This is a genomic window from Streptomyces flaveolus, assembly GCF_014648815.1.
GTDB lineage: Bacteria > Actinomycetota > Actinomycetes > Streptomycetales > Streptomycetaceae > Streptomyces > Streptomyces flaveolus.
On the sequence record NZ_BMRV01000023.1, the window covers coordinates 63386 to 88969 of the forward strand.

The window sequence follows — 25584 nt, forward strand, 5'->3', positions numbered from 1 at the left end:
CGTGGGAGTCAGGAGGTGTTCGATGTCCGAGTTGTTCGACGCGGTCGACGCGCTGGTCGCGTCCCGCTCGGCGCTGCCGTCGGCGGAGGAGCGCAAGCGGCTGCGGGTCGCGCACGGCCTGACTCTGGACGAGGTCGCCGCCGCGCTGAAGGTGCGCCGGGCGACGGTGTCGGGCTGGGAGTCGGTCAGGAAGACGACCGAGCCGCGCGGCCCGGAGCGTGAGGCGTACGCGCGGCTGCTGAACAAGCTTGCGGAGCTCTACCCCGCGCCGACTGCCGCTGCAGCCGCGATGCCGTCCACAGACCCGGTCCCCGAGGCTGCGGCCATGACCGCACGCGAGAGCATCCCGGCCGCCCCCGCCCCCGCCCCCGCCCCCGCCCCCGCCCCCGCCTCTGCCTCTGCCGGCCCTGCGGAGCAGACGGGCGGTACCGGCCCGCGGTTCGAGAACGGGCCGCTGGCGGTCGTCGATGTCGAGGACGGGCAGGTGCTGGCGTACTGCACCGGCGGCCTGGTCCTCGAGGTGCCCGCCAGGAGCATGCCGGCCCTGATGGAGTGGACGCTGAAGGAGGCGCGGCTCGGACAGCCGAGGCTGTCCGCCGCCGGGAAGGACGCCGACCCGCTGCTCGTGCTCACCGAGGCCGCGCTGGAACGCTACGGCCTCCCCGTCACCCTCACCCAGCAGGAGCGGCTCGCCGGCCGGATCCCGGAGAACCACAAGGTCGTCAGGCAACTGGTCCGCGCGCAGTGGAAACTGACGAAGCGCGGGTTCGGGCCGTGGGCGCGGATCTACCGCCCGGCCACCGGCTCGGCACGGGCCTGCGTCCAGCTGTGCATCCCGTCCTGGCACGCGCTCGATACGCGTCACTGGGGGAAGGCCGCACAGCTCCCGCCCGCGGAACTCGCCCGCGTACTGGGCGTGTACGCCTCGCGGGTGATGACGCCGCGCGGCTCCACCGCCGTGACCGGCCTGGAACTGATGACCGCCCTGCACCCGCCCACCCGCGCCTCCGGGCCCGACGCCGACGGCAAGCGGCACTCCGAGCACAATCCCGGCTCGCTGGGCAAGGACCCGGTCGACCCGGCGCCGTGCGAGGCCCCCGACGGGCACCCGCTCCTGGCGGACCTGCCGCGCTTCCACGTCCGCGGCCCCGGCGAGAAGCTGTTCGAGGAGGCGTACGACTGGGCGCGGCCGATGACCGACGACGAGTGCACCCTGCGGCACCTGGTCGGCATCGACGTCAACATGGCCTTCGCCGCCGGCGCCAACGGCCTCGTCGTCGGCCTCGGTGCGCCCACCCGTGTCAAGGAGCCGGTGTTCGATCCGAAGCTGCCGGGCTCGTGGCTGGTGGACCTCTCCCACGTCGACCTGTCCCGGGTGAAGGTGGGCAAGGACAAGTGGGCGGAGCTGGACGCCTCGCTGTTGCCCAGCCCGTTCACGCCGAAGGGCGAGCGCCCCGAGGGCCCGGCCTGGTACGCGACGCCGACCGTCGCGTACGCGGTGGAGCTCGGCTACGAGGTACGCCCGGTCGAGGCGTGGGTGCGCTACGACAACGGCCGCTACCTGGACGGCTGGTACAGCCGCCTGCGGGACGCCTACCTCGCCACGATGGCCGACCTCGGCGTCGACGCCGACCTCGCCCCGGCCGACTTCCTGGCGGCGATGGACGACTACAAGAGCCGTGACCCCCAGTTGGCGATCGTCGTCTCGGCGATCAAGGCGACGGTCAAGGGCGGCCTGGGCAAGCTGCGCGAACGGCCCCGGGGCGAGGGCTGGAAGCCCGGACAGCCGTGGCGGGCGCTGTCCCGCCCGACGTGGCGCCCGGACATCCGCGCGGCGGTCATCTCCCGCACGCGCATCAACCTGCACCGAAAGATCGTCAAGCACGCGGCGTTCACCGGCCAGTACCCGGTCGCGGTCCTGTCCGACTGCGTCGTCTACGCGGCCAATGGCGAGAGCCCGCTGGACTTCCTGCCCTACCGCGACGGCAAGCCGCTGCCCGGCGGCTTCAAACTCGGCGTCAACCCGGGCCTGGTCAAGCACGAGGGCACCCAGAGCGTCCTGTGGGGCGAGGAGGTCCGCGAGCGGTTCGACGCCCCCGCGTTGAACCTCGCCCGGTACATCAAGGACGGCACCGTCACCGACGCCGACAGCGGAGAGTAGGAGTAGGCGATGAGCCTGTTCGGGGACGGCCTGGACGCCGCCGTGCAGAAGGCCTTCACCCGCCCCGCGCCCAAGAGCGCGGGCGCACAGATGAGGTACCTGGTCAAACAGCTCAAGGGCACCGGAGCGGTCGCCCGGACGCTGGGGATCTCCCAGCGCACCGTCGAACGCTACGTGAAAAACGAGATCAAAAGGCCCCGCCCGGACCTCGCCGCCCGCCTGGAACGCGAGGTGAAGAAGCGCTGGCAGCCGCAGGTCCGGGCCAGGGCCCGGCAGCAGGCGGCCACCACCGGCGGGATCGTCATCGACACTCGCGCCCGCATGGGCTACACCGCGCCGATCGGGTCGACGGACCAGGACCGCATCCGTCACCTGACCGTCGCCCTGCCCCCGCAGTACGCGGCCCGCCTCTTCACCGCCCAGGAGCAAGGCGCCGGCGACCGCGAGCTCAAGGAGATCGCCGCCGAAGCCCTCAAGGAGGTCTACTTCCAGGACAGCGGCCGCCGCGCCGGCTCCCTGGAGGAGGTCCGCTTCACGGACATCGAGCACCTCGAGTTCGACCTGTAGCCCTCCCGCCCGCGCGCAGCCCGGACCCGGCCAGGTCCGCGTCCGGGCGGGCCGGCGTGAACCCGGTGGACGGCAAGACCGGACTGCTCACCCGGGAGCCCGCTGCCCAACGACCGGCGGGTCATGGCGGCACGGGAGGCGGCCACGCGCCGGGCGAACCGCCTCCCTGCCCCGCGCAGAGCGAGGGCAGCCCTCGCCGCCCGGGCACCAAGAACCCTCCGCGGACGCCTCAGGGCCGCGTACGAGGGGCACATCACCACGGCGGTCGAGGAACGCACGTCGGCGCACCGCAGGCCCGACAGCGCCCCCCGGGCGCAGACCACGCCGTTCCGGCCGCCGCACCACGACCGCCCGCGGAGCACCAGGTTCAGGCACCTGTGGTCAGAAGGATCACGAAGGCACGGACAACGCCGACGCCGCCGTCAGGGCTCCCGCAGACAGGCCGGCCAGGAAACCGTCTCACTCAACCCGAAAGCAGCGGTGAAGATGCGGTCTCAGCGGAAGGCGGCAGCATGGTCCGACGCCCATTGCCGGAATGATCTGGCCGCGGACCCGGTGACCCGGGGAACGGTGTCGCGGACCCTCAGCAATGCGTCATTGACGTCCCCGCCCAGCAAGTCGAGGACCGCATCCGCGGTCTCGTCTCCCATGAAGGAAGCCATCTGCCGGTGGGCTTCCTCCCGGCTGACCTCGATACAGGCCACCTTGCGCCCCAACGCTGCAGCGATGGCGGCAACTTGCTGTCGAACCGTGATGCATTCCGGCCCGGTCAGTGCATACGTCCGCCCCTGATGGCCCGGCTCGGTCAACGCCGCACAGGCCACTGCCGCGATGTCCGCAGGGTGGATGGCCGGGAGACCGATGTCCGCATACGGCGCTCGGACCACACCCTGATCGCGAATCGACCGCGCCCACCACAGGGTGTTCGAGGCGAACTGCGTCGGCCGCAGGATGGTCCAGGCCATGCCGCTGTCCTCGAGCAGCCGCTCAACAGCCAGGTTCTCGCCGGCCGCAGGAAGATGCGGATGAGTCTGCACCGTGATCGACGACACGAGCACCACATGCTCCACGCCGGCCTGCCGGGCAGACGCCAGGACCTCCGCTTCCGCGCCCATACCCGACAACAGGAACAGCGAGCGCGCTCCCTCCAGCGCGGCCTTCAGGGAATCCGCCCGCCCGAGATCACCCTCAACGGCTTCAATTCCTTCAGGGAACGAGGCCCGTCCCGCATCACGGGTCAGACCTCGCACAGGTGCGGCACCAGCCAGGTGCAACTCCCTCAGCAGAGCACTTCCCACGTTCCCGGTCGCGCCGGTCACCAGGATCATCGCCGTCTCTTCCTGTCGTCAGCCGGTGATCACATTCACGGCACGCTAAAACCTCAACCTTGCTTGAAGTCAAGGTTCCACCTCACTGCCTCAGGCCGACTGGGACAGGACACACGCAGCGCCGAAGAAGCCCCCGCCTCCCACCTACGCCGACCAGCCGCTGTCCGAACTGGCGGACATCGAGACGTCCTACGCCGCGGCTGGTCCCGGACGTCGGTCTCCTTCCAGGCCGCCAGTCGGCGCCAGCAGGTCATGCCCGAACCGATAGCCCAGCTCCTGGGGCCGGTACGCCCATGGATGACAAGGTGCCGCGCAAGGCCTGCCTGTCGGGTACTCGCGGCCGTCCCTCGACCAGCTTCGGCTCCGGTTCGGGCAGCAACGGCTCGTTCGAGCGCCACCGTTCGTCAGAGGCGATGCACGGCCGCGACCGACGCTTGCCGATGCCCCGTCAACGAGCGACCTACCGCGCCCCGGCCGCCCGCGAGGCCACTGCCGGCCTTCTGCCGCCGCCGGCCCTCGCGCACGCCGCGCTGCTCGGTGGTGGGGTAACAGGCCCGCCTCTACCGGGCCTACGCCTCCCGCTAGGTCAACACCCGAACTGGCGTGGAGATATGCAGCCACACCATCGCCAGTACACAGAGACAAAGACCCACTTCTACGGCGCGCCGCCGAGACCCCAACGCCCTCCCGGCCACGCAGATGTGGCCCGCTCACCTCGTCGTTCTCGACGCATCTGCCGCCGTCGCAGAGTGTCAACGCGGCGCGGGCAAGCGCCGGGCGCACGGCCACGCGGTGAGATCCCTGTCGCGCCGGCATAGCACGTCGGCGTCGGAGCACCGGGTGAGAAAACAGGTTTGCCGGCTGCCGGCGAGCTGCCACGATGCGTCTGTTTCCCAGGCGGAGGACACGTGTTCATTTTCGTGTGTGCGGGATGCGGCGCCGAGCTGACCACCCCGCTGTCCCGTGTCTCACTGCCGGTCCATGCCCGTCAGAAGTACGGGAACGGGACGCAGCTTCCGGTGCTCATGGAGCCCGGGACGTTCGCTGTCGACCCGGAGCCCTGGGGAGGGCCGTGGCGGACGTGGGACGAGATCGATCCGGGCGAGGCGGAGGCACGCGGCATCTACGCGCCGGTCTACGCCCTGTCCGACAGCACGCCCGGGGCGAGTGTCATCGCGCCTGGTGATGTCCGTGGAACCCGGCTGATTCCTGAGAAGAGCGGCGGTGCCTGCTGCGGCCTCGACGGCGCCGACGGGCCCAACATGGCCTGCCAGACATGTGACCTTTCCGTGGCGACCAGGGTCGACGACTGCTCGCTCTGGCAGGCCGTGCGGCTCAGCTCGGACGCCGTGCACCGCGTCCCCGTCGACGGTATCCACGCGGCTCCCCTGTCCTGGGCGGAGTGGGAACAGAAGGGGGAGAGAACGCCCCCGTTCGAGCCGATCGCCACGTGGGGAGGGCGGTTGGGGTCATCCCACTACTGGTCGTGGAGCCCGCAGTGGGAGGCGGCAGCCGGCCAGGCACTCGCCCACCTGCTGGCCGCCTCCCAAGGACAGCCGGTGAAAGTCCCGGGCGGTCTGACCGCGGACGTGTTCCAACGCGCGCTCGACTCCCTGCTGTCGGCGGACCACCCGAGGCGGCGCGCCGTACTGGCTGGACCGGGACAGCCCTCCCCCGACCGGGGCGTGGACATCCTCCTGGTACCCGTCCATCCCCAGACAGGACAGACCTGGACCCCCGCCGGCCCCTCGGCGTCGGCGTACCTGGTGCCTCTGCCGCTCGGGGTGTGGCTGTACCTGACCTCTCCCCAGCCGTACGTGCCGGTTCCCGCGGCAGGCCGCATACCCCAGGACGTACTGCGCGACGAACCGCTCCCGCTGCTCCCCAACCACCTGTTCCGGGCCGACCGGGGAACGTTCCAGCACACCCTGGTGCGGCTGCCGGCCGTGCGCAGCCCATGGCTTCGCACGATCCTCGAGAACCTCACGCAAGGCGCCTCGGGCCACCTCTTCTAGCCGTCCGGCGCGGTCGGCATCTGCCGTCCAAGACCCCGTGATCGAGCCGGCGACGACAGTTCGCGACCGCTCTTCCGCGACCGGCGACGTTGCCTTGCCGCGACTCCCCGACCGCGGATGACGGGCGAGGCCCGCCCTCCGACCTCCGAACCGTGCGCGGCTCCGCTCGGGGCTCAGTGCGACCCGGCCGCCGTGTCCCTGCCGAGCGCCGTCGTCACGGGCACCTGCCCGCAGGAGACGGCCGGACGACGACTGGAGGACGTGTGGCCGTATCAGGGCAGGCCGCGGCGCCGTCACCGGACCGGGCGACGGCGCCGGAACAGGGACGATGCCGCCGCCCGGCGAGGGCGGGAGAGCAGGACCTACCCGCTCAGCCCCACGACGCCCCAGCCCTTGCCGGCCGCTTCGGTCAAGACCCGGCCCCAGTCCTCCAGCAGGGCCCGGAACGCCGGGAAGTCGCCGACCCATCCACCGGGAGCGGCGGCGTATGCGGCGAAGGGCTCGCGCACCGTGTCGAGGGCGGGCCGCGTCCGCTCCCACACCGAGGCCAGCGCCCGGACGCTGTCCGGTGACCGCGCGAGCAGCACACCGTGGGCCCGGGGACCGTCCCCGGCGAGTGCCGGTTCGACGTGCTGCGCCGCACCGTCCGGCCCGTCCCAGACGAGCCCGCGCAGCAACGCGTCCAGCTCTTCCCGCAGCGCGGCCCCGACGTGGCCGCGGACGGACTCCCACCGCTGCCCGGCCCAGAAGTGCGGCTTGAACGAGCCGCAGGTGTCCCGGAACTCGTACACCGCGAAGAAAGGGGCGTCGGGCCCTCGCGGCCGGCACCAGCCGCCCTCGACGGCTGGGGCGTCGTGGTCCCACAGCCCCGTCTCGTCGGCGTACCAGGCGGCCCTCAACCGCGGCAGCCGCTCCCGGGGCGGGACCTCCTCCAGCCACGCGCAGTCGGTGATCAGCACCGTGATGTCCAACCCCATGATCGTGAGCCTACCGACCGGCACGCGCCGGGCGGCGGCCTCCGCGGCCGGGTAGGTGTACACGTCATGGGCACCGTTCGCCAGGGCGTCGGCGGCGGGGGACGGGGGTAGGCCGTCGCTCGCGGCGATGCGCGGGTGAGCAAGGCTCCGGACCGCTTTCGACTCCGGCCGGACGGACGGCCCCCTGCTCGACGTTCGAGGAGCACCCCAGACCAGCCCAGATGACTCGATCAAACGTTTGCCACGGCTACGCCCACTCCACGCCCAGTTCCCGCAGCGCGTCCAGCTGGTCCTGGGCGAGCTTGTCGCGCCTCGATTTGGTGTTCGAGACCCACACACCCAGCTTGACGACCACCGAGGCGGCCTCGCCTTCCACCGCGATCTCTTCTGCGTGGGCCCTGGGGACGCGGTGGTGGCCCTCACGGGCGATGTACTGCGCAAGGGCCTGAACGCCGCGCTGGAACGCCTGCTGCGCCTTGCTCGGGCCCTTAGCCGTAGGCGTGGCGGCCGGGGCGGGAGACGAAGCCTCAAGCGGCTTGACGCCCAGCGCGGACAGCCGCTCCCGCTGCTCGGGCAGGAGCTGCGCCCAGGTGCCCGGATTCTTCTGCCGCTGGAGCCACTTGCCCAGGTCATCGCCCTCGAACAGCACGCCGGGCTGGATCTCGGGCAGGTGGCCGTCGGCGTCGACCAGATCGGCGAGCACCCGGTAGTGCCGCTGCCAGTTGAGCGGCCAGGGGCAGTTCCAGTCCGGGTCGATCGCGGCCAGCTGCTGCGCGCGCTCCTCCGCCCGCTTCGGGTCCTTCCCGAGACCGCCCTTGCGCCGAAGGTTGGCCATGTGCTGCCCGATGGGCACCATCGCCTCGCCTTCGCCCCACACCGCGTCCTGACGCGGCGCGAGGTGCCCCATGGCCCTCCGGTAGGACCGGAGCGCGGCGAGCTTGTTCTCCCACGCCTCCTCGCCCGGCTCCCAGACCATCCCGGCCTCCGGCGCGTCCAGCAGGGTCTTGCGCTGTCGTGGCCCAGTTTTTCTGAGTTGTTTCTGTCGATGTGAGCTGGGGTTTCTCAGTTTTTCTGGGTGATGTTCGCGATGCCTGAGGTGCTCGTCGCGTAGGGCTGGGTGGGACGGTGTCCCTCTGAACTGCGTGTACGCGGGTGCGCGCGGGTTGATCGAGCGTCGCGCAGTTCCAGTGAGCTGCTACTTGATGGGACAGGTCAGGAGACGGTTTAGCCGGGGTGGATGTCGATGGTGGTGAGGAGATGCTGTTGCTGGGGGTGCAGGCGTGGCCAGTTGCGGTGTTGGGTCTGGATCCATGTGGTGATGCGTGGCGGGTAGGGCTGGCCGGTGTAGTGGCAGGTCTGGGCTTGGTGGTAGGTGCGGTGCCAGTGGTAGGGCCAGGGTGGGTTCCACCAGGGGTCGATGGTGTCGAGGGCGTGCAGGGTGGCGGGGGAGAGGCGGCGTTGGCCTCGACTTCGGTGGGCTTCAGGCCCGGGCCCGCCGTCGCGGCGCCGGTGCGAGGCAGGCGGCCCGGACCGCCCCGGCGCACCTGATCGTTTTCGACGTCCTCGACACCGCCGACGGCCCGCTGCTGGACGAGCCGTACCGGGCACGGCGGGCACGGCTGGAGTCGCTGTTCGCCGATGGGGTGCTGGCCGCGCCGTTCGTCCTGTGCCCGGCGACCACCGACCGGGCGACCGCTGAGGACTGGCTCGACCCGGCGTGGGGCGCGGCCGGCATCGAGGGCGTCGTCGTGAAAGGCCTGGACCAGAAGTACCAGCCGGGGCGCCGCGGCTGGATCATGGTCCGTTCCCGCGCCAGCGCGGAGGCGGTCGTCGCCTCGGTGACGGGCCGGGTGGCCGCGCCGTCGACGCTGCTGCTGGGCCGCTGCGACGAGGCGGGCCGCCTGCGGTTCATCGCCCGGACGGCACCCCTGTCGGCGGCCGCGCGGCGGGAGGTCGGCGGCCTGCTCTACCCGGGCGGGGCGGAGTATCCGTGGCAGCACCGCCGTTTCTCCGCGGGCTGGGGCACCCGCGAGTCCATCGACCACCGGCCGGTCGTGCCCGACGTGGTGGTCGAGTTCGCCGGGGACACCGCGGTGGACGAGGGCCGCTACCGGCATCCCGTCCGCTACCTGCGGGTGCGCGACGATCTGAGCCCAGAGCAGCTGCCGCCCCCAGGGGCCTAGCCCGGCGCCACGCCCGCCGTCGCAGGCTGACTGCCCTCTGGCCAGGGTGGTTTTCCGCAGGCCAGGTTGGGACGATGCGGGGATGGCGAGTGATCTGGCGGAGCCGTCAGCTTCAGAGTTGGCAGAGGTCATGCGCGCTGCGCTCATCCGTGCCCGGTGGGATCCGGACGGTGATCCGGCGGTTGCCGTTGATGTGCTGAACGCCTTGGTAGCAGGTGTGTGCGGTCCGGTCGATTCGGTGGCGGCCGGACAGATGGTCTTCGACTCGCAAGCTCTGGGGGCGGTGTACCTGTTCTGCGCTTCAGTGAACAAGGCCCTTGATCGACATCACCCGGCACGGCCCTCTGCCCACCGGGGTCTGTCTCTTGCCGATCATCTCGCCTTCGTGCATCCCCTGCTGCCCGGACTTCACCGGCGGCAGCAGGAGGTACTCCAACTCCTGGAGCGGGAGTTTCCGCCCCACAAGTGATCCCGCAAGGAAGCGGAGCAGCACGTCCAGAGCCCAGGCGCGCTCACCGTGTGCAGTCGCTGGGAGCCAGCCGTCAGATCCTGGACCTGGCTGAAGAGGACAGTTCCTCCGCAGGTTCGACGTAGCGTTCACGATGGGTAACAGAAAGAGGTAACGCAGTCACGAGGAGCGACATGATGATGCAGAACGACACCGAGCACCCCCTGCGCGAGGCTGGCTACGCCGCTTACGTCGACCACCTGAAGAACTGCGCCGAATGCGGGCCCACGCGCTGCCCGGTCGGTGAGACGTTATGCACCGACTACCTCACCCGCGTCCGGACGATGACCCGAACCGCTCTCCCGTGACACCGGGGCGAGTACCCGCAGCGACGCAGCGCCGGGTCGTGCTCGCCCCGCCACGCCCTGCCTGCCGCCGAAGCGGCCGCAGAAGCCGAAGCGGTCGTTCATCCTGCGCCCGGGCGCAGGATGAACGAGGAGCAAGCGCGACCCGTGGCCGGGGCACGGCCGCGATACTGGCCGCCATGACCAGGACCCCCGAGGTGCCGGCCGCCCCGTTCTCCCGGATCAAGGTCCGTACCGGGGCTCTCGTCTTCTGCGGCGACGACGTCGCCCTGATCCGCCGTGACCGGGCCGGCTCCGTCCACTACACGCCGCCCGGCGGCAACGTCGAGGACGGGGAGGACTTCCGCCAGGCCCTCGCGCGCGAGCTCGCCGAGGAACTCGACCTCGACATCGACCGGGCCGGCGGCGGCGACCTGCTGTGGGTCGTCGACCAGCGTGTCACCCGCCCGGGCCCCACCCCGCCGCCGCGCAAGCACCACCTGATCTACCGCCTCCACATCACGCCCGACGTCCGCGCGGGCCTCGCCGAGCAGGAACTGGACGAACTGCCCGACGGCAGCCACGAGATCGGCGTGATCGAGTGGATCGACTACCGCACGGCCGCCGGCCTGCCCCTCTTCCCGCCCATCGGCCCCGCCCTGGCAGCCCTGCCCCACCCCCGCGCCACCGTCGGTGACGCCGCCCTGGACGCCGTCACCGACGACAACTACACCTGGCTGTAGGGCTCCTGACAGGCGCCCGGCCATCCCGGTCGACCCACCGACCCCACCTTGAAAACCTCAGTAGCCGGCGATCCCCGAGTACGTATCGCGTACAAGAACGGGAACGGTGATCACGGCGTCGGTGCCGTCCATGCATAGGGCCCCCTCGTCCCCTGCGAACGAACCGGTGTGCTGACGGCCGCCCGGCGGATCCGTACGGACCTCAGGACATGCTGCCCCGGCACACCGTCCCCACGGCCGGGGTGCGGCCCGTGCGGAGGTATGTGTCGACCGCCTCCGTGACGCAGCGGTTCTGCGGGTATGTGCCGTGGCCCTCCTCCTCGGCCGTCAGGAGTACGCCGACACCGTCGCCCAGGGCGCGGGCCATGCGGCGGGCGCCGGGGTACGGGGTGGTCGGGTCGCCGGTGCCGCCGACCACCAGGACGGGGGCCGCGCCGTCGGCGTTCACCTGGGGCGTGGCGCGCTCGCCGTCGAACGGCCAGTCGTAACAGAGGTAGACGCCGGTGGACCAGGCCTCGCCGAAAACGGGTGAGGCGGCTCTGACGCGGGCCTCGTCCCTGTCGAGGCGTTCGAAGCCAGGACGCAGGCTGGAGTCAGCGCAGGTGATCGCCGTCTGGGCGACGCGGCTGTTGTCGCGCGGGGTCGCTGCACGGTCGGCGGAGCCGGTGTCGTCCGCGCCCTTGCTCAGCGGACCGCCGTCGTTGTGGTCGATCAGCGCGGTGAGCGCCTCGGCGAGTGGCGACCAGCCGTCCGTGCCGAGGTCGAGATGGTCGCTGACGGCGTACGCGAGGTCGTCGGCGGCGAGGTCGTTTCCTCCGCCGGCCGGGGCGGGCTTCTTCTCCAGGCGGTCGGCCAGGCGCGCCATGCGTCGCGCGGCCTCCTCGGGCCCATCACCGGTCGGGCAGTGGCGGATACGGGCCGCGCAGTGCGCAACGAACCGGTCGAACGCCGCCTGGACCGCCTTGACCTGCGACACCTGCTCCTCGAGGAGGTCCTCGGTCGGATCGACGGGCGCCTCAAGGACGAGCCGTCCGACGTGCGACGGGTACAGGTGGGCGTAAACCGCGCCGAGCTCCGTCCCGTACGAGACGCCGAAGTAGTGCAGCCGCTCGTCGCCGAGGAGATAGCGCATCAGGTCAAGGTCGCGCGCGGTGTGCGAGGTGCCGATGTACGGAAGGAACGCCCCGGAATGCTCGGCACAGGCGTCGGCCCCGTCGTAGCCGGTGTCGTCCGCGGTCTTCCCGCAGCGCACCGGAATGGTCGCGCCAACGCCGCGCGGGTCGAAGGAGACCAGGTCGAAGCGGTCGAGGAGCGGCTTGTACTGATCGAGGTGTTCAGGCAGTCCGCTCACGCCGGACACGCCGGGACCGCCGAAGTTGAGGACGAGCGAGCCGATGCGCCGGGAGTCCGGGCCGGTGGCCTTGCGGCGGATCAGAGCGACGTCGATCGTCCTGCCGTCTGGTTTCCGGTAGTCGAGGGGGGTCTTCATGACAGCGCAGTCATAGCCCGTGCGCGCGGTGGGCGGCGAGGTGCAGCGGGACCAGTTCAGGTGCTGGCCGGTGGTGAGCGCGGCGGGCAGACCAGCGGGCGGATTGCTCGCGGTGAACTCCGTACGCGGCTGCGCACTCCGACCGGGAGCATCGTGCTGGAGCCAGGCGCCGACGGCCCCGATGGCGGCGAGGACGACCAAGGCGATGATCCGCGCACCGACCGAGAGGCCCGGTCTGCGGCTTCGTATCGGATGTGCGTCACTCATCGAATCCCCGCGCTCCCACCCCTGGACGCCCGACCCGTGCCCTCGTGGCCGTGTTCATGATTGTCCGATCGTCGAATGAGTGCAGAGTACAAGCCGCCTCCGACAGCAGCTCAGCTCCTGGCGTCACGGATCCCCAACCCGGTGAACGTATGCGGTCACAGCACCAGTAGTGATTCGTTACGTCGAGTGATATCGGGTGGCTATGGGCAGTCTCCCAGGGTGAAGTCGGGCGAAGTGGAACGGCTCCGGGGCGAGTTGGCGGAGTTCGTTGCTGATGTGTTCGGGTCGTTGTCGCGGCGGGATCAGCGGCGGTAGGGCGAGTGTTATCTGCGGGGCCTGATGCCGGAGGGCCGGCGCAAGTCGGTTTCAACCCGCTGGCTACTGGCAGACCCTGCTCGTGGAGGACGATCCAGAGCCGGAGTTCCGCACCCACTGTCACCTCTTCGCTGCCCGCCGGCCCTGGCGACGTGGCTGCATCGACGAGGTGCTCCGTGACATCGCCGACGACAAGGTGGCCGGATTCCTCATCACCGACACTCAGATGCGACGCATCCACCACCCCTACGACGGCAGCGCCGACGTCTTCCTCCCACACCACACGAAAGAGACCGCACTCGCGATCGGCATGTAGCGGGGAGCTGCCTGGCAGGGAGCAGGCGGGGCTCGGTATCAGGGGCTGCGGAGGTGGGACGAGTGGCTGGCGCAGGTCGAGGTAGCAGCGCAGTCGGACGCCCGCCGGCGGCGCGCTGCTGAATGTGGCCGCTGACGATCGCGCCCAGCAGCGTGGGGAGACGGGCAAGTCGTCGGCCTGGGGCCTGGCCGCTGCGGGAGTGGGCATGGAATGCGCTGGAGGGGGTCGTGGAGGGCAAGAGCGGATCAGAAAGAGCGGCAGGTTTGCTGTCGGTTTCATCGGAGCCAAGGCCGGTCTTGCCGCCAAGGCGCTGAAGGCCTTCGTGCGATGGACCTGGATGTCAACGGAACATACTGGGCCGGTGGAGTTCTCGCCGGAGAGGTTATGCAGGAGGAAAAATGTCTCCACAGGCGACGGCGATAACTGACAACTGGCCAGCGACCATCGTCATGCTGGTCTTTGGAGGCGCCGTCATCGTCTTCTTCCTGGTCAAGGGGAAGAAGAGGTACGGGCCGCTCGCACGAGGCCGTGCACCGGCACTTGGGTGCGAATGGTGCTGTATGGACTCCCCTCCGAACGCGGTGGTCTACTGCGCGCCATGACAACTGTTACGAAGCTTCAGCCGGGCCCTGTCATCGACGAGACCATCCGTCTTCTGACCGAGCACTACGTTTTCCCCGAAACGGCCGGACAGCTCGCCGATCTGCTGCGACGGCGCCACAGCGAAGGCGCCTACGCGGTGGATGATGCCGAACAGCTGGCCCGGCTGGTCACCACGGACCTCCAGTCCGTCAACGGCGACCGGCATCTGAGCTTGCAGTATCACGCCGACCGGGTGCCCGAGAAGCAGGGAGCGGCGGTCCTGGAGTCCATCCGCGGGGACTTCGACACCTCGCTGGGCGGTGTTCCCCGGGTGGAACTGCTCGACGGAGGGGTCGCCGTCCTGGAACTGGCACCGATGCTGTTCCCCCTGGAGTGGTCCGCCGAACCGCTGGGCGCCGCGCTGGCGTTGGTCTCCCGCGCACGGGCCCTGATCGTGGACCTCCGGGCCAACCGGGGTGGCGACCCGGACACGGTCGCCTTCGTTTGCAGCCACCTGCTGGACCAACGCACCCACCTGAACTCCATGTACTGGCGCGACGGTGAACGCACCGAGCAGTCCTGGAGCCAGCCGCACGTCCCCGGTTCACGCTTCGGCGGGAGCAAACCGGTGTACGTGCTGACCAGCAACCACACCTTTTCCGCTGCCGAGGAGCTGGCATACGACCTGCAGCAACTCGGCCGCGCGACGGTGGTCGGCGAGCGCACCCGCGGCGGCGCCCACCCGCGGGACGGCTGGACGGTGCACCCGCATCTGGAAGCCTCGATCCCCGTCGGCCGGGCCATCAACCCCGTCTCCGGCACGAACTGGGAGGGCACCGGCGTAGAACCGGACGTCTCCTGCGCTGCAGACGAAGCGCTGGAGCGCGCGCACGGTCTGACCCGGGCGATCTAGGACGCGCGCAAGCGCCTGCCCTGCCGCTGTACGGCCTTGCCGTCGCAGTAGTTGCACAGCGGCGACCGCGCACCGCGCCCGTACTTGTGGGTGGGTCGGCGGCAGACGTCGCACGGGAAGACACCTCGTGGGCCCTGTCCCTGGACGGCCTTACAGTCCGCCAGTAGGGACTCGCGCGAGGGTCCGCTCCACCACCGCAGGGCCTCGGGCGGTCATCCCTCGCTGCCGTAGTTCTCGTCCAGCTCGGGACCGTCGGGGTCGCCTAGCGTGCGCAGGACGCTGGTGGCCGGGGCCGAGGCGGTGAAGCTGTAGCGGCCGAGCAGATTCAGGTTGCGGTCCTTGAGCGGGACAGCCGGGCGATGTCCTCCTCGCAGATTTCGTGGCCCTCGGCGCGGAGCTGGGCGATGACGGCGTCGATGTACTTCGTCGTCCACGCCGTGGAGGACCAGCCGAGCGCGCCGAAAGCTAATCCTCCATCCCGTCGCGGTACGCCTGATGGATGGTGCCGCGCTTGCTGTGGCATACGTCCCGGGCCAGCTTGTGGCGAGACTCCTGCACGGTGAGCTGCCGGTTCACCTACCGCCGTGATCCTGCACACGGGCCTGGAGGACAAGAACGGCATACAGGTTTCTGGGACGAGAGGCCCTGAACCGACGGCGCCTCGGTCACGCACCGCAGAGAAGCGGCTGCACAGCGTGATGCAGCAGGCTGCCTGCTGTTGTCCGGCGAACGGGTGGCCTTTGTCGATGCTTTGACTACTCGTGTGCGTCGACGATGCCGGTGAGTGCGCGCAGGCCCGCGACGATCTCGGGGGCGTCGGGAGCCTGGTCGGGGTCGGTGAGCCACTGCGTCATCAGGCCGGTGAACAGGGCCATCTGTGCGGCGCCCAGGGTGCGGGCCGCGGTGTCGCCGACCTGGTCCTCGGGTGTGCCGAGCAGCAGCGCGGCGAGACCTCGGCGGCCCAGGGCCTGGCTTCCGGCCAGGTAGCGGCGCAGGTCGTCGGAGTGTTCCGCCTGGAGCAGGGCTTCGAGCGTGGCCAGCCACAGCGTCCGGTCGTCCTGGAAGGACTGGATGATCTGCGCCCACATCGCCTCGTAGCGCGCCGCCGGGCTGCTTCCGGTGTCGCCGAAGGAGGCCAGCGTGCGGCCGATCCGCGTGCCCCACTCGTCGATCGCCTCGATCAGCGCGGCGTTCAGGAGCTCCTCCCGGGAGCCGAAGTGGTAACCGATGGCCGCCATGCTCACGCCGCCGGCCGCCGTCACGATGTCGCGCACCGTGGTCCGCGCCCAGCCCTTCTCCTCCAGGCAGCGCCTGGCCCCCGCCAGCAGATCCTCGCGATTACCCATGCCAGGAACGTTACCCGTCCCGTTGTGCGAACGCCTTACGCGGCCGCCTTGCGCGTGCGTCTTATACAAATGTCTTGTGCAAGCGCCCAAATTCTGAGTACTGTCGTGCCGTACCCACCGATCGAGGAGATGTCATGAGCCACAGCCACCCCGTCAGCCGCCGTCTGCTCGGCCAGGCCACCGCCGTCCTCGCCGTGGGAACCCTCGGCACCGGCACCGCCGCGGCGTCGGCCCCCTCGGCTGCCGAGCCCATCAGCGTCCTGAACCGCAGTGCGCTGCCCCTGAACGACCTGGAGGGACTCGGCCGCATGGTCGGCGACGCCCGCGTCGTGGGCCTGGGCGAGGCCAGCCACAGCGCCCACGAGTTCTTCACACTCAAACAAAGACTCTTCTGCCACCTCGTCGCCGCCGAGGGCTTCACCACGTTCGCTCTGGAGGCGAGTTGGAGCACCGGCCTGCGCCTGGACGCCTACGTCACCCGCGGCACGGGTGACCCCGCGCGGATCATGCAAGAGGAGTTCCAGGGGCAGTACGTGTTCTGGAACACCCAGGAGTACCTGGACCTGATCCGGTGGATGCGCCGCTACAACACGAGCCATCCCGGCCGGCCGCAGCTGCGGTTCGTGGGCAACGACCTCGGTTACGCAGGCGGCGAGGCCTTCGCCCAAGTCACCGACTACCTCGCCGCGCACCGTCCCGACCTGGCCTGGCAGGTCTCAGACCTGTACGCGGGCCTGAAGCCGACGGCCGGGACACAGGCGGGGGCGTGGATGGCCGGCCAGCTGGGCAAGGACCCGTCGGCCCGCCGGGCGGAGGCCGACCGGGCCGACGCCGCCCTGGCACTGCTCCGTGACCACGGCCGGCCCCGCACGGCCGGCCGCGACGCCGAGCGGGCGCACGCCTGGGCCCTCCAGAACGCCACCGCCATCACTCAGAGCTTCACCGGCTACGCCTTCCCCGACGACCAGTTCCCCGAGCGCATGCGCTACCGCGACCGGGTCATGGCCGACAACACCGCCTGGTGGCTGCGGCATGAGGGCGGCCGCATCCTGCTCGCCTCCAACAACGGCCACGTCGCCTACACCAGCGACAACCCGAAGGAGTTCCCGGAGCCCACCGGCGCCTTCCTGCGGGCCGGGCTCGGTCAGGACTACGTCAGCATCGGCGTGACCTTCCACCAGGGCACCGTCAACGCCCTGCCCGGCTTCACGGCCCAGCGGCCCCGGCGGTACACCGTCGCACCGGCGCCGAGGGGCTACAACGAGCACACCCTCGACAGGCTTCGCCACCGCGACTTCAGCCTGGACCTGCGCACCGCGCCCGAGGCGGCCCGAGCCTGGCTCGCCGCGGCGCGTCCCACCCGCTCCTACGGCCTGTACTGGTCGACCGACGACCCGGACACCGCGCTCGGCCTGTCGTACGACATCCTCGTCCACTTCCACCGGGTGGAAGCCGCCCACGTCCTCCGGTGACTCAACAGGCGGAGGGAGCCGGGCTCCGAAAAGGGGTCCATCGACACGGAGCGGTGCGGCGACCTCCTTGAGGCTCACTGCGACGACCAGGTTGACGACGAAAGCGCGCCGCCCCCACCCGGGCGACGCGCTTTCGCCGCGTTGTGCAAGAACGCCCGGCGCCACGCTGAGGTGCTCAGTCGCTGGCCACCACCTACCGGACCGGTAGACGAGAAGGCGCCTTCAGCGACTAGGAGCGGTCGCGCCGGCCGGGGCCCCTGTCCTCAGGGAAGTTTCCTTCCGGGCCGAGCGGGTGTTCCTCCCACAGGAGAGCCTGCCAGCCTCGGCCGGGCGAGCCGGAGAGGACGACGACGCCGATGTTGCCGAGCGGGTGGCTGGACGCGTACGCCACGTCGACGTTGGCGGCTCGGGCTGCCACCCACGTACGGATCATTGCGCCGTGGCTGACCATGGCCACTGTTTTCGCACCTGTTCCCGCTGTCTCGGTGACGACAGCGTCGAAGCGGCCCAGGGCCTCCACGCCGTTCTCTGCGCCAAGCATCCTGCGGCCGGTGTCCCCTTCGGCCCAGGCGAAGGCGGTGGAGAGATAGATGGCGGCAGCGTCGTCCTCGCCACGCATCTCCAAGTCGCCGGCGGACAGTTCCCTGATCCCGTCCCGTACTTGGACCTCAAGCCGCGTCGCGGCAGCCAGTGGAGCTGCGGTCAGTTGGGTGCGCAACAGTGTGGAGGCGTCAGGGCATCGATCTGCTCCGCCGCCAGAACCTGCGGTAGCGCGGCGGCTTGCTCCTGCCCCAGGGGTGTCAGCGCCGGTCCCGGTGCCTCGGTGTCCAGCAGGTGCTTCAGGTTGGACGGAGTCTGGCCACGGCGTATGAGCAGCAGACGCATACGGGATTACCTCCACAGGGCGGAACAAGTCGCTCCACTCTGCCACCAGAGCCTTTCTCCCACCGCGCGGGGACCGGCACCGGCACCGGTCACCCCCATCTGCCACCCGCGACGCCGTTGGAGGCGCCGCGGGGCTTGGTCGCGGTGTCGGTCAGCCCGGCAGGCCACCGGTGTAGCGGTAGATGTCGCCGACCGAGTTGACGTGCCAGACGGTGCCGTCGGCCGCGGCTCCGATGTCGGTGCCCGCGCCTGGGATCTGCTGCCAGGGGCTGGCGTCGTTGTTGGTGTACGTGTAGATGCTGCCGCCCGCGTTCACGCCCCACACCGAGGTGCGGGAGCCAGAGGCGATGGCCTTCAGCCCGCCGCTGATCTGCTTCCAATGGCCGCTGTCCTGGTCGCGGTGTAGCGGTAGATGTTGCCGGCGGAGTTGACCCCCCGCACCGTGCCGTCGGCGCCTGCGCCGATGTCGGTGAGGGCGCCGGGGATCTGTTGCCAGGGGCTGGCGTCGGTTCCCTGCCGCGTTCACGCCCCACACGTTGGTCCGCGACCCCACCGCGATCCGCACCAGCGCACCGCTGACCTGCTTCCAATCGGCCATCGCGCCGACTCCCTCCGCTCAGGGATGATGCAGGTGAATGCTCCCCAGGCGGAACGATTCGCCGTGTGGGTGACCTTTCGCGCTCGTCGTTCCGACCGTCCGGAAAGAGGGCTTTTGTAGAAATGATTCTCGTTTGATCTGGGGTCCCGACGGGCCCAGGGTCCGTCAAGGCGACGGGAATCGCCGTCGCCCATACGGGTTCACCGCAGACGCCAGCTTGACGCCTGTCGCCTCCGTACGGCGTCCAGGTGCCCGGGTGCGGCGTCGGCCCATTGTGGCGGGTTAGGTATCGCGCAGGCGGGTGCAGGAGCGCCTGCCACCGGTACAGGAAGCGGTCAAGGCTGTTCGGGGAGGGACGACACCGGCTTTGCCCAAGCCACGCCCCTGTCGCCGGTCAGGGTGACGTGTGCGGGATTTCCGGGCTGGGCGCGGCTACGGGCGCGGTCATGTCGAGCAGCAGCATGGCGTCGTGGTCGGGTGTGCCGGGTTCGGCGGTGTAGACGCCGATGCGCTGGCCCGGGGTGCCTTCCAGGTGCATGGACTGGGAGGTGAGCGTGACCGTGCCGACGCGGGGGTGCTGGAAGGTTTTCTGCGCGGGTTTGCGGCCGGTGACCTCGTAGCGTTCCCACAGCCGGGCGAATTCGGGGCTCTTGAGAAGGAGCTCGCCGACGAGGTTGGTCAGGTCAGGAGCGTCTGGGGCGGTGCCCGCGACAGCGCGCAGCCGGGCGACGCAGCCGGTGATCTGGCGGTCCCAGTCCGGGAACAGATTCTGCGCGGCCGGGTGGAGGAAGAGGTAGCGGGCGAGGTTGCGGTGCTTGGCCGGCCAGTCGTCCAAGCCCGCGTACAGGGCAAGGCCGCCCGGGTTCCAGGCCAGCATGTCCATGCTGCGGCTGATGACGTAGGCCGGGTTAGGCCGCAGCGACTCCAGCAGGAGCTTCAGGTGGGGGCGCACGGTGCGGCTTGGGGCCGGGGGCGGCTCGGGGGCGTAGCGGGCGGCACGTGCGGCGAGCTCACGCAGGTGCTGATGTTCCTGGTCGTCCATGTGCAGGGCGCGTGCGAGGGAGTCGAGGACTGCGGGACTGGGGCGGGTCTCCTTGCCGCGTTCCAGGCGTACGTAGTAGTCGATGCTGATCCCGGCGAGGGTGGCCAGCTCCTCGCGGCGCAGGCCGGGGGTGCGGCGAACGCCGGCGCCGACGGTGAGGCCAACGTGTTCGGGACTGGTCTGGGTGCGGCGGGCGCGCAGGAAACGGCCCAGCTCGGCGCCCTCGCTGTGCGCGCTCGTCGATGCCATGACTCCAGTTTCACCCGCCTGGCACCCGCCCCAGGGGCGGGAGAGGGGTCCTGTCATTACCCCCGAAGAGCCCGCCCTGCCACACCGGAGCAATCCGGGCGAAGGTGAATGAGGAAGACGCCGGCCTCATCGCCGCCGCCCTGGCTCCAACCGGCACGACCCGCCGGACCGGGCGAAAGGGAGAGGCCAGGTGACACCATGATCGGAAGAGGGCGAGATGCGCTACATCAAGCTGCGTGACCTGGAGGTTTCCCGGATCGGGCTGGGCGCGATGGGTATGTCCCACGGCTACACCGGCTCGGGCACCGACGACGCGGAGTCGATCAGAACCGTGCACCGAGCCCTCGAGCTGGGCGTCACCCTCATCGACACCGCCGAGATCTACGGCCCCTACATCAACGAGGAACTGCTCGCCCGGGCGCTGAAGGGCCGCCGGGACAAGGCGGTGCTTGCCACCAAGTTCGGCCTGGTCTCGCACGCCGGCGAGGGCGCGTGGAACCTGGACTCCAGCCCGGCCAACATCCGCACCGCCGTCGAGGGCTCCCTGAAGCGGCTGGGCACAGACCACATCGACCTGTACTACCAGCACCGAGTGGACCCGAACACTCCGATCGAGGAGACCGCCAGCGCCGTGCGCGAGCTGATCGCAGAGGGCAAGGTGCGGGCTTTTGGCCTCTCGGAGGCGGGCCCGGACACGATCCGCCGCGCCCACGCAGTCCAGCCGGTCACCGCAGTGCAGTCCGAGTACTCCCTGTTCACCCGCGGCATAGAGGACCGTGTCCTGCCCGTCCTGCGGGAGCTGAACATCGGCCTCGTGCCGTTCTCCCCGCTGGGCCGCGGCTTCCTGACCGGCACCGTGCGCTCCACCGACCAGTTCGACGAGAACGATTTCCGCCGCGACAACCCGCGCTTCACCGGCGAGAACTTCCAGCGCAACCTGGCGCTGGCCGACGAGGTCAAGGCCCTGGCCGATGAGGCCGGTGCCACCCCCGGGCAGGTGGCACTGGCCTGGCTGCTCGCCCAGGGCGACGACATCGCCCCGATCCCCGGCACCAAGCGCGTGACCCGTGTCGAGGAGAACACCGCCGCCGACGCCGTCACGCTGACCGCCGAGCAGCTCGACAGGCTCTCCAGCCTGCCGCCCGCCTCCGGCGACACCCACACCGAGGCCCAGGCGCAGATGCTCGAACGCTGATTCATCCACCGCCCCGCACGACCCCCCGTTTGGAGAAGTAGTCCCTGATGCGTGCAGCAGTGATGTACGGAGCCGGCGACGTCCGCGTCGAGGACCGGCCCGACCCGAAGATCGTCCAGCCGACCGACGCGGTGGTGCGCACGGTGGCCGCGTGCGTGTGCGGCAGCGACCTGTGGCCGTACGGGTCGATGCCCGCCACCGACGCAGGCCGCCCCATGGGGCATGAGTTCCTCGGCGTCGTCGAGGAGACCGGCGCGGACGTGACGGGCCTGAAGACCGGTGATCTGGTCGTCGCCCCGTTCACCTACAGCGACAACACCTGCGACTACTGCGCCAAGGGCCTGCACATCTCGTGCCGCAACGGCGGCCGGTACGGCTTCGACGGTGTCGACGGCGGCCAGGGCGAAGCCGTCCGCGTCCCCTACGCCAACGGCACCCTGGTCAAGCTGCCGGTGGCCGCCGACTCCGCACTGCTGCCCTCGTTGCTGGCCCTCTCTGACGTGATGACCACCGGCCACCATGGCGCAATCACCGCTGGCGTCACCCGCGGAGATGCAGTGCTCGTGGTCGGGGACGGCGCGGTCGGCCTGTGCGCGGTGATCGCAGCCAAGCGGCTCGGCGCCGAGCGGATCGTGCTCGCCGGCCGCCACGAAGCCCGCACCAGCCTCGGCCGGGAGTTCGGCGCGACCGACGTGGTCGCCGAGCGCGGCCAGGAGGGCATCGCCCGCATCCGCGAACTGACCGGCGGCGTGGACAAGGTGATCGAGGCCGTCGGCACCCGCCCGGCCCTCGACACAGCGCTCGGTGCAGTCCTGGACGGGGGCACCATCAGCCGACTGGGCGTCCCCCAGTACGAGCAGGGGCCGATCGGCCCGGCCGAGTTCATGCGCAACATCACCCTGACCGGCGGCGCCAGCCCCGCCCGCGCCTACATCGAGCAGCTGCTGCCCGATGTCCTGGACGGCACCATCACCCCCGGCCGTGTCTTCGACCAGACCTTCCCCCTCGACCGGGCACCGGACGCCTACCGGGCCATGGCCGACCGCCAGGTCCTCAAGGCGCTCATCCGCCCCTGACCACCCGCCCCCGCCCTCCAGCGAAGGACATCCCACTCATGCAGACCGTCACCCTCAACAACGGCGTCGAGATGCCGCTCCTCGGCTTCGGCGTCTACCAGATCCCCGCCGAGGACACCGAACGCGCCGTCTCCGAGGCCCTGGCCGCCGGCTACCGCCTGCTGGACACCGCCGCCGCCTATGGCAACGAGGAAGCCGTCGGCCGCGCCATCAAGTCCAGCGGCATCCCGCGCGAGGACCTGTTCGTCACCACCAAACTGTGGGTCCAGGACGCCCCCGCCCAGGACAACACCCGCCGCGCATTCGAAACTTCCCTGACCAAGCTGGGCCTGGACCACCTCGACCTGTACCTGATGCACCAGCCCTTCGGCGACGTCTACGGCCAGTGGCGCGCCATGGAGGCGCTCCACCGCGAGGGCGTGGCCAAGGCGATCGGGGTCGCCAATTTCTACCCTGACCGGCTGATCGACCTGATCGTCAACAACGAGATCACCCCGCAGGTCAACCAGATTGAAACCCATCCCTTCTTCCAGCGCGTCGACTACCAGGACCTCATGCGTGAGCACGGCGTGCAGATCCAGTCCTGGGGCGGATTCGCCGAAGGCAAGAACGACCTGTTCACCAACCCCCTGCTCGCCGAGATCGGCAAGCAGCACCACAAGTCCGTCGCCCAGGTCGTCCTGCGCTGGCTCACCCAGCGCGGCGTCATCGCCATCCCCAAGTCCGTGCGCGCCGAGCGCATGGCCGAGAACATCGACGTCTTCGACTTCCAGCTCACCGACGAGCAGATGGCCCAGATCGCCACCCTCGACACAGGCAGCTCCCTCTTCTTCGACCACCACGACCCCGAGATGGTCGCCTGGCTCGCCAAGCGCCGCCTGGACAGCTGAACGGCGCTCATTGCTGGCCGCGGGTGCCCTGAAGCCAACGTCCGGGGCGCCCGCCCGGGCCTCCACTCCGCCAATGCCGGGAGCCGTCCACCATGATCACCCACACCGTCCTGCCGAACCGGCGCACCGTTCTGCGCAGCGCACTGGCGACCGCAACCGCCGCTTTGAGTGCGACCCACCTAGCGGGCTGCTCACCGTCCTCACCGAACTCCAGCGCCTCCTCCGAGTCCACCGCGACGACCGGAAGCAACGAGAAGCGAGTCCTGCTGGCCTACTTCTCCCGACCGGGCGAGAATTACTACAACGGCGGACGTATCGACCTGAAGGTCGGCAACACCGAGGTGCTCGCCGACAAGATCGGCAGCCGCATCAGCTGCGATACCTACCGCATCCAGGCCGCCGACCCCTACCCGCACGACTATGACGCGACCGTAGAGCGCAACGTCCGCGAGCAGGACACCGACGCCCGCCCGGCCATCGAAGGCGGCCTGCCCTCCCTCGACGACTACGACACCATCCTCCTGGCCAGTCCCATCTGGAACGTCCGAGCACCCATGATCATGACGACGTTCACCGAAGCACTCGACTTCCGAGGCAAGACCATCCACCCGGTCACCACCTACGCCATGAGCGGCCTGGGCACCACCGAACGCGACTACGTCGCCTCCTGCCCCGGCGCGACCATCGCCGAGGGCCTCGCGGTACGCGGCGAAGAGGTCAAGGACGCCGACACCGAAGTTGAGGCATGGCTGCGACGTATTCGGCTGCCCAACCGGTAAAGGCTCCTGCCGGGCACGTCACGGCCCGTCCGGATGCCAGTGCTTACGGCTGTTCATCCTCGCCGCTGACCCGGCCACGCAGCGGGCGCAGACCACCGCCAGCGTGCGACGGCGGCACGGAAGCTGTAGCGGCCCAGGCCGTTGAGGTTCGCGTGGCGAGCACTCTGGCTGGGGCAGGACTTCAGCGCCGGCTGGGGCAGTCGCGACGTCCTGGACGTCACGCTCGTCGCCCCGGAGTTCGTGGTGGAAGTCGCGGCCGATGTCGCCCGTGACGCGGCCAGCCGGTGGCGCCATCCCGTACGGCCGCAGCCTCCGTGCCCCGACGTGTCTCCGGGTGCTGTGACGCGGTTCGGTGACTGATCGCACACGGGCGCGAGCGTTCGAGGCGACATGCCACGGCCACCAGGAAGGAGAGGAAGGCGCCAGATCACCGGGCTATCATCAACTGGACGACCCGCACCGTGGCCAAGCTGCCGGCACATCAGGCAACCGTGATCCGCCCGTTCGCCGAATGGCACATCGTCCGTGACGCCCGCCGTCGCTCGGCACGCGGCCGCTACACCTACGCCGCCCACAAGGGTGACTGCGGCAACATCCGCGCTGCCATCGACTTCCTCACCTGGCTGGACAGCCAGCAACACACCCTCCAGAACCTCACACAGGAAAGCCTGGACATCTGGGCGATCTCCAGGCCCACCCTACGGGCCCGCTCCATCCCGTTCATCCGCTGGGCCTGCGCCCGCCACCTCACCCGGACCGGCCTGACCATCGAGCACCCGAGCACCCAACTCCCCGGCCAGTTCCGGATCGAGGAAGTCCACTACGAGGAGCTACGCCGCTGCCTGAACGATCGAGCGCTTCCGCCGGACGTCCGCATCGCCGCAGCCTTCATCCGCCTCTACGCCCTCCCCCTGACCCGCATCGTCGAACTCACCACCGACCAACTCCACCACGACGCGGACCACACCTACCTGACGATCAACCGCCACCCCGTCGTCCTGCCACCGAAGCTCGCCCGTCTTATCGACGACCATCTCAACAACGGATCCCGGCACACCAGCGAAGCCACCGCGTACCTCCTGCCGGGCCGAACCCCCGGCCGCCCCCGCAACCCTGCCGGACTGGCCGACAAACTCAAGCGCTACAGCCTGCCGACCCGCGCAGCCCGGAACACCGCCATGGTGCAAGCACTAGCCGACCTGCCACCGGTGCTGATCTCCGATCTGATCGGCATCCAGCCGAGAACAGCGGAACGCTTCGCAGCCTTGGCCGGCGAGAACTGGTCCGACTACCTGGCCGGTCGCCATCGACGTAGCGCAGGTGCCGCTCCTCTGTAAAAGACCGGCACTGGCACCTCGCATCCGGGGGAAGCTGTCGGAGGTCCGTGCCTCACGAGACTGCTTG

21 protein-coding genes and 4 pseudogenes are annotated in these 25584 nt (G+C 70.1%); 15 read left to right on the forward strand and 10 right to left on the reverse strand.

Features of this window, described 5'->3' with window-relative positions:
- The first annotated feature begins 22 nt into the window (after positions 1 to 22).
- Together tap and tpg are read left to right on the forward strand one after the other, a co-directional pair.
- Positions 23 to 2161, forward strand: coding sequence for a telomere-associated protein Tap (gene tap / locus IEZ05_RS34205; protein WP_189234213.1), 2139 nt, complete (start codon positions 23 to 25; stop codon positions 2159 to 2161).
- Positions 2162 to 2170: 9 nt separating this feature from the next.
- Entirely contained in the window at positions 2171 to 2728 is a 558-nt protein-coding gene (gene tpg / locus IEZ05_RS34210; protein ID WP_189234214.1) for a telomere-protecting terminal protein Tpg, read from the forward strand.
- Positions 2729 to 3222: 494 nt separating this feature from the next.
- Here the strand turns inward: tpg and IEZ05_RS34215 are convergent, their stop codons facing one another.
- Positions 3223 to 4056, reverse strand: coding sequence for an NAD(P)H-binding protein (locus IEZ05_RS34215; RefSeq protein WP_189234215.1), 834 nt, complete (start codon positions 4054 to 4056; stop codon positions 3223 to 3225).
- A 908-nt stretch (positions 4057 to 4964) separates the two neighbouring features.
- Here IEZ05_RS34215 and IEZ05_RS34220 point away from each other — a divergent pair.
- Complete coding sequence (locus IEZ05_RS34220) at positions 4965 to 6071, forward strand: hypothetical protein (RefSeq protein ID WP_189234216.1); 1107 nt, start codon at positions 4965 to 4967, stop codon at positions 6069 to 6071.
- A 362-nt stretch (positions 6072 to 6433) separates the two neighbouring features.
- Here IEZ05_RS34220 and IEZ05_RS34225 read toward each other — a convergent pair whose 3' ends face one another.
- A complete protein-coding gene (locus tag IEZ05_RS34225) occupies positions 6434 to 7048 on the reverse strand; it encodes a hypothetical protein (RefSeq protein ID WP_189234217.1) in 615 nt (204 codons plus the stop codon).
- 247 nt (positions 7049 to 7295) lie between these two features.
- Positions 7296 to 8057 (reverse strand): annotated as a pseudogene (locus IEZ05_RS34230) (helicase associated domain-containing protein); the annotation flags it as partial.
- Between the two features lie 388 nt (positions 8058 to 8445).
- Here IEZ05_RS34230 and IEZ05_RS34235 point away from each other — a divergent pair.
- The 4 genes from IEZ05_RS34235 to IEZ05_RS34250 all read left to right on the forward strand — a co-directional run bounded on the left by IEZ05_RS34235 (position 8446) and on the right by IEZ05_RS34250 (position 10766).
- Positions 8446 to 9231 carry an ATP-dependent DNA ligase gene (locus tag IEZ05_RS34235; protein WP_229869980.1) on the forward strand — a complete coding sequence of 262 codons (786 nt, stop codon included), beginning with the start codon at positions 8446 to 8448 and terminating at the stop codon, positions 9229 to 9231.
- 82 nt (positions 9232 to 9313) lie between these two features.
- A complete protein-coding gene (locus IEZ05_RS34240; protein WP_189234219.1) occupies positions 9314 to 9700 on the forward strand; it encodes a hypothetical protein in 387 nt (128 codons plus the stop codon).
- A gap of 173 nt (positions 9701 to 9873) precedes the next feature.
- Positions 9874 to 10047 (forward strand): hypothetical protein, encoded by a 174-nt coding sequence (locus tag IEZ05_RS34245; protein ID WP_189234220.1) that lies wholly within the window; start codon positions 9874 to 9876, stop codon positions 10045 to 10047.
- Positions 10048 to 10223: 176 nt separating this feature from the next.
- Entirely contained in the window at positions 10224 to 10766 is a 543-nt protein-coding gene (locus IEZ05_RS34250; protein WP_189234221.1) for an NUDIX domain-containing protein, read from the forward strand.
- Positions 10767 to 10968: 202 nt separating this feature from the next.
- Here the strand turns inward: IEZ05_RS34250 and IEZ05_RS34255 are convergent, their stop codons facing one another.
- Positions 10969 to 12522, reverse strand: a complete 1554-nt coding sequence (locus IEZ05_RS34255) for an alpha/beta hydrolase (protein ID WP_189234222.1) — start codon at positions 12520 to 12522, stop codon at positions 10969 to 10971.
- A 397-nt stretch (positions 12523 to 12919) separates the two neighbouring features.
- Here IEZ05_RS34255 and IEZ05_RS34260 point away from each other — a divergent pair, with 397 nt between their 5' ends.
- Both IEZ05_RS34260 and IEZ05_RS34265 read left to right on the forward strand, forming a co-directional pair.
- Positions 12920 to 13153 (forward strand): DUF3885 domain-containing protein, encoded by a 234-nt coding sequence (locus tag IEZ05_RS34260; RefSeq protein ID WP_229869981.1) that lies wholly within the window; start codon positions 12920 to 12922, stop codon positions 13151 to 13153.
- Positions 13154 to 13751: 598 nt separating this feature from the next.
- Positions 13752 to 14648, forward strand: a complete 897-nt coding sequence (locus IEZ05_RS34265; RefSeq protein ID WP_189234223.1) for a S41 family peptidase — start codon at positions 13752 to 13754, stop codon at positions 14646 to 14648.
- A 212-nt stretch (positions 14649 to 14860) separates the two neighbouring features.
- Here the strand turns inward: IEZ05_RS34265 and IEZ05_RS37165 are convergent.
- Together IEZ05_RS37165 and IEZ05_RS34275 are read right to left on the reverse strand one after the other, a co-directional pair.
- Positions 14861 to 15224 (reverse strand): annotated as a pseudogene (locus IEZ05_RS37165) (Tn3 family transposase); the annotation flags it as partial.
- A gap of 179 nt (positions 15225 to 15403) precedes the next feature.
- Positions 15404 to 15994: a TetR/AcrR family transcriptional regulator gene (locus IEZ05_RS34275; protein WP_189234224.1), complete on the reverse strand. Its 591-nt coding sequence runs from the start codon at positions 15992 to 15994 to the stop codon at positions 15404 to 15406.
- A 134-nt stretch (positions 15995 to 16128) separates the two neighbouring features.
- On the opposite strand from IEZ05_RS34275, the gene IEZ05_RS34280 reads away from it, so the two are divergent.
- Positions 16129 to 17466: an erythromycin esterase family protein gene (locus IEZ05_RS34280; RefSeq protein WP_189234225.1), complete on the forward strand. Its 1338-nt coding sequence runs from the start codon at positions 16129 to 16131 to the stop codon at positions 17464 to 17466.
- Between the two features lie 229 nt (positions 17467 to 17695).
- On the opposite strand, the pseudogene IEZ05_RS34285 reads toward IEZ05_RS34280, so the two are convergent.
- The 4 genes and pseudogenes from IEZ05_RS34285 to IEZ05_RS34295 all read right to left on the reverse strand — a co-directional run bounded on the left by IEZ05_RS34285 (position 17696) and on the right by IEZ05_RS34295 (position 20240).
- Positions 17696 to 18351 (reverse strand): annotated as a pseudogene (locus tag IEZ05_RS34285) (histidine phosphatase family protein).
- A gap of 151 nt (positions 18352 to 18502) precedes the next feature.
- Positions 18503 to 18733 (reverse strand): annotated as a pseudogene (locus IEZ05_RS34290) (tectonin domain-containing protein); the annotation flags it as partial.
- Positions 18706 to 18837: a hypothetical protein gene (locus IEZ05_RS37010; protein WP_308426986.1), complete on the reverse strand. Its 132-nt coding sequence runs from the start codon at positions 18835 to 18837 to the stop codon at positions 18706 to 18708. The pseudogene IEZ05_RS34290 and the gene IEZ05_RS37010, both read right to left, overlap by 28 nt.
- A 506-nt stretch (positions 18838 to 19343) precedes the next feature.
- On the reverse strand, positions 19344 to 20240 hold the full coding sequence (locus tag IEZ05_RS34295) for a helix-turn-helix transcriptional regulator (RefSeq protein WP_189234227.1): 897 nt from the start codon (positions 20238 to 20240) through the stop codon (positions 19344 to 19346).
- 217 nt (positions 20241 to 20457) lie between these two features.
- On the opposite strand from IEZ05_RS34295, the gene IEZ05_RS34300 reads away from it, so the two are divergent.
- The 5 genes from IEZ05_RS34300 (at position 20458) to IEZ05_RS34320 (ending at position 25517) form a co-directional block, all read left to right on the forward strand.
- On the forward strand, positions 20458 to 21435 hold the full coding sequence (locus IEZ05_RS34300; RefSeq protein WP_189234228.1) for an aldo/keto reductase: 978 nt from the start codon (positions 20458 to 20460) through the stop codon (positions 21433 to 21435).
- A gap of 47 nt (positions 21436 to 21482) precedes the next feature.
- Entirely contained in the window at positions 21483 to 22511 is a 1029-nt protein-coding gene (locus tag IEZ05_RS34305; RefSeq protein WP_189234229.1) for a zinc-binding dehydrogenase, read from the forward strand.
- 38 nt (positions 22512 to 22549) lie between these two features.
- Complete coding sequence (locus IEZ05_RS34310) at positions 22550 to 23401, forward strand: aldo/keto reductase (RefSeq protein ID WP_189234230.1); 852 nt, start codon at positions 22550 to 22552, stop codon at positions 23399 to 23401.
- A 92-nt stretch (positions 23402 to 23493) separates the two neighbouring features.
- Positions 23494 to 24180 carry a flavodoxin gene (locus IEZ05_RS34315; protein ID WP_189234231.1) on the forward strand — a complete coding sequence of 229 codons (687 nt, stop codon included), beginning with the start codon at positions 23494 to 23496 and terminating at the stop codon, positions 24178 to 24180.
- A 461-nt stretch (positions 24181 to 24641) separates the two neighbouring features.
- The gene (locus IEZ05_RS34320; protein ID WP_189234232.1) at positions 24642 to 25517 is read left to right on the forward strand and encodes a hypothetical protein; all 876 of its coding nucleotides are present in this window, start codon (positions 24642 to 24644) and stop codon (positions 25515 to 25517) included.
- The last annotated feature ends 67 nt before the right edge of the window (positions 25518 to 25584 follow it).

Excerpts from the sequence above, each read along its gene's own strand:
- tap (WP_189234213.1), top strand. The coding sequence starts at position 23 with ATGTCCGAGTTGTTCGACGCGGTCGACGCGCTGGTCGCGTCCCGCTCG.
- tpg (WP_189234214.1), top strand. The coding sequence starts at position 2,171 with ATGAGCCTGTTCGGGGACGGCCTGGACGCCGCCGTGCAGAAGGCCTTC.
- IEZ05_RS34215 (WP_189234215.1), bottom strand. The coding sequence starts at position 4,056 with ATGATCCTGGTGACCGGCGCGACCGGGAACGTGGGAAGTGCTCTGCTG.
- IEZ05_RS34225 (WP_189234217.1), bottom strand. The coding sequence starts at position 7,048 with ATGGGGTTGGACATCACGGTGCTGATCACCGACTGCGCGTGGCTGGAG.
- IEZ05_RS34240 (WP_189234219.1), top strand. The coding sequence starts at position 9,314 with ATGGCGAGTGATCTGGCGGAGCCGTCAGCTTCAGAGTTGGCAGAGGTC.
- IEZ05_RS34245 (WP_189234220.1), top strand. The coding sequence starts at position 9,874 with ATGATGATGCAGAACGACACCGAGCACCCCCTGCGCGAGGCTGGCTAC.
- IEZ05_RS34250 (WP_189234221.1), top strand. The coding sequence starts at position 10,224 with ATGACCAGGACCCCCGAGGTGCCGGCCGCCCCGTTCTCCCGGATCAAG.
- IEZ05_RS34255 (WP_189234222.1), bottom strand. The coding sequence starts at position 12,522 with ATGAGTGACGCACATCCGATACGAAGCCGCAGACCGGGCCTCTCGGTC.
- IEZ05_RS34265 (WP_189234223.1), top strand. The coding sequence starts at position 13,752 with ATGACAACTGTTACGAAGCTTCAGCCGGGCCCTGTCATCGACGAGACC.
- IEZ05_RS34275 (WP_189234224.1), bottom strand. The coding sequence starts at position 15,994 with ATGGGTAATCGCGAGGATCTGCTGGCGGGGGCCAGGCGCTGCCTGGAG.
- IEZ05_RS34280 (WP_189234225.1), top strand. The coding sequence starts at position 16,129 with ATGAGCCACAGCCACCCCGTCAGCCGCCGTCTGCTCGGCCAGGCCACC.
- IEZ05_RS34295 (WP_189234227.1), bottom strand. The coding sequence starts at position 20,240 with ATGGCATCGACGAGCGCGCACAGCGAGGGCGCCGAGCTGGGCCGTTTC.
- IEZ05_RS34300 (WP_189234228.1), top strand. The coding sequence starts at position 20,458 with ATGCGCTACATCAAGCTGCGTGACCTGGAGGTTTCCCGGATCGGGCTG.
- IEZ05_RS34305 (WP_189234229.1), top strand. The coding sequence starts at position 21,483 with ATGCGTGCAGCAGTGATGTACGGAGCCGGCGACGTCCGCGTCGAGGAC.
- IEZ05_RS34310 (WP_189234230.1), top strand. The coding sequence starts at position 22,550 with ATGCAGACCGTCACCCTCAACAACGGCGTCGAGATGCCGCTCCTCGGC.
- IEZ05_RS34315 (WP_189234231.1), top strand. The coding sequence starts at position 23,494 with ATGATCACCCACACCGTCCTGCCGAACCGGCGCACCGTTCTGCGCAGC.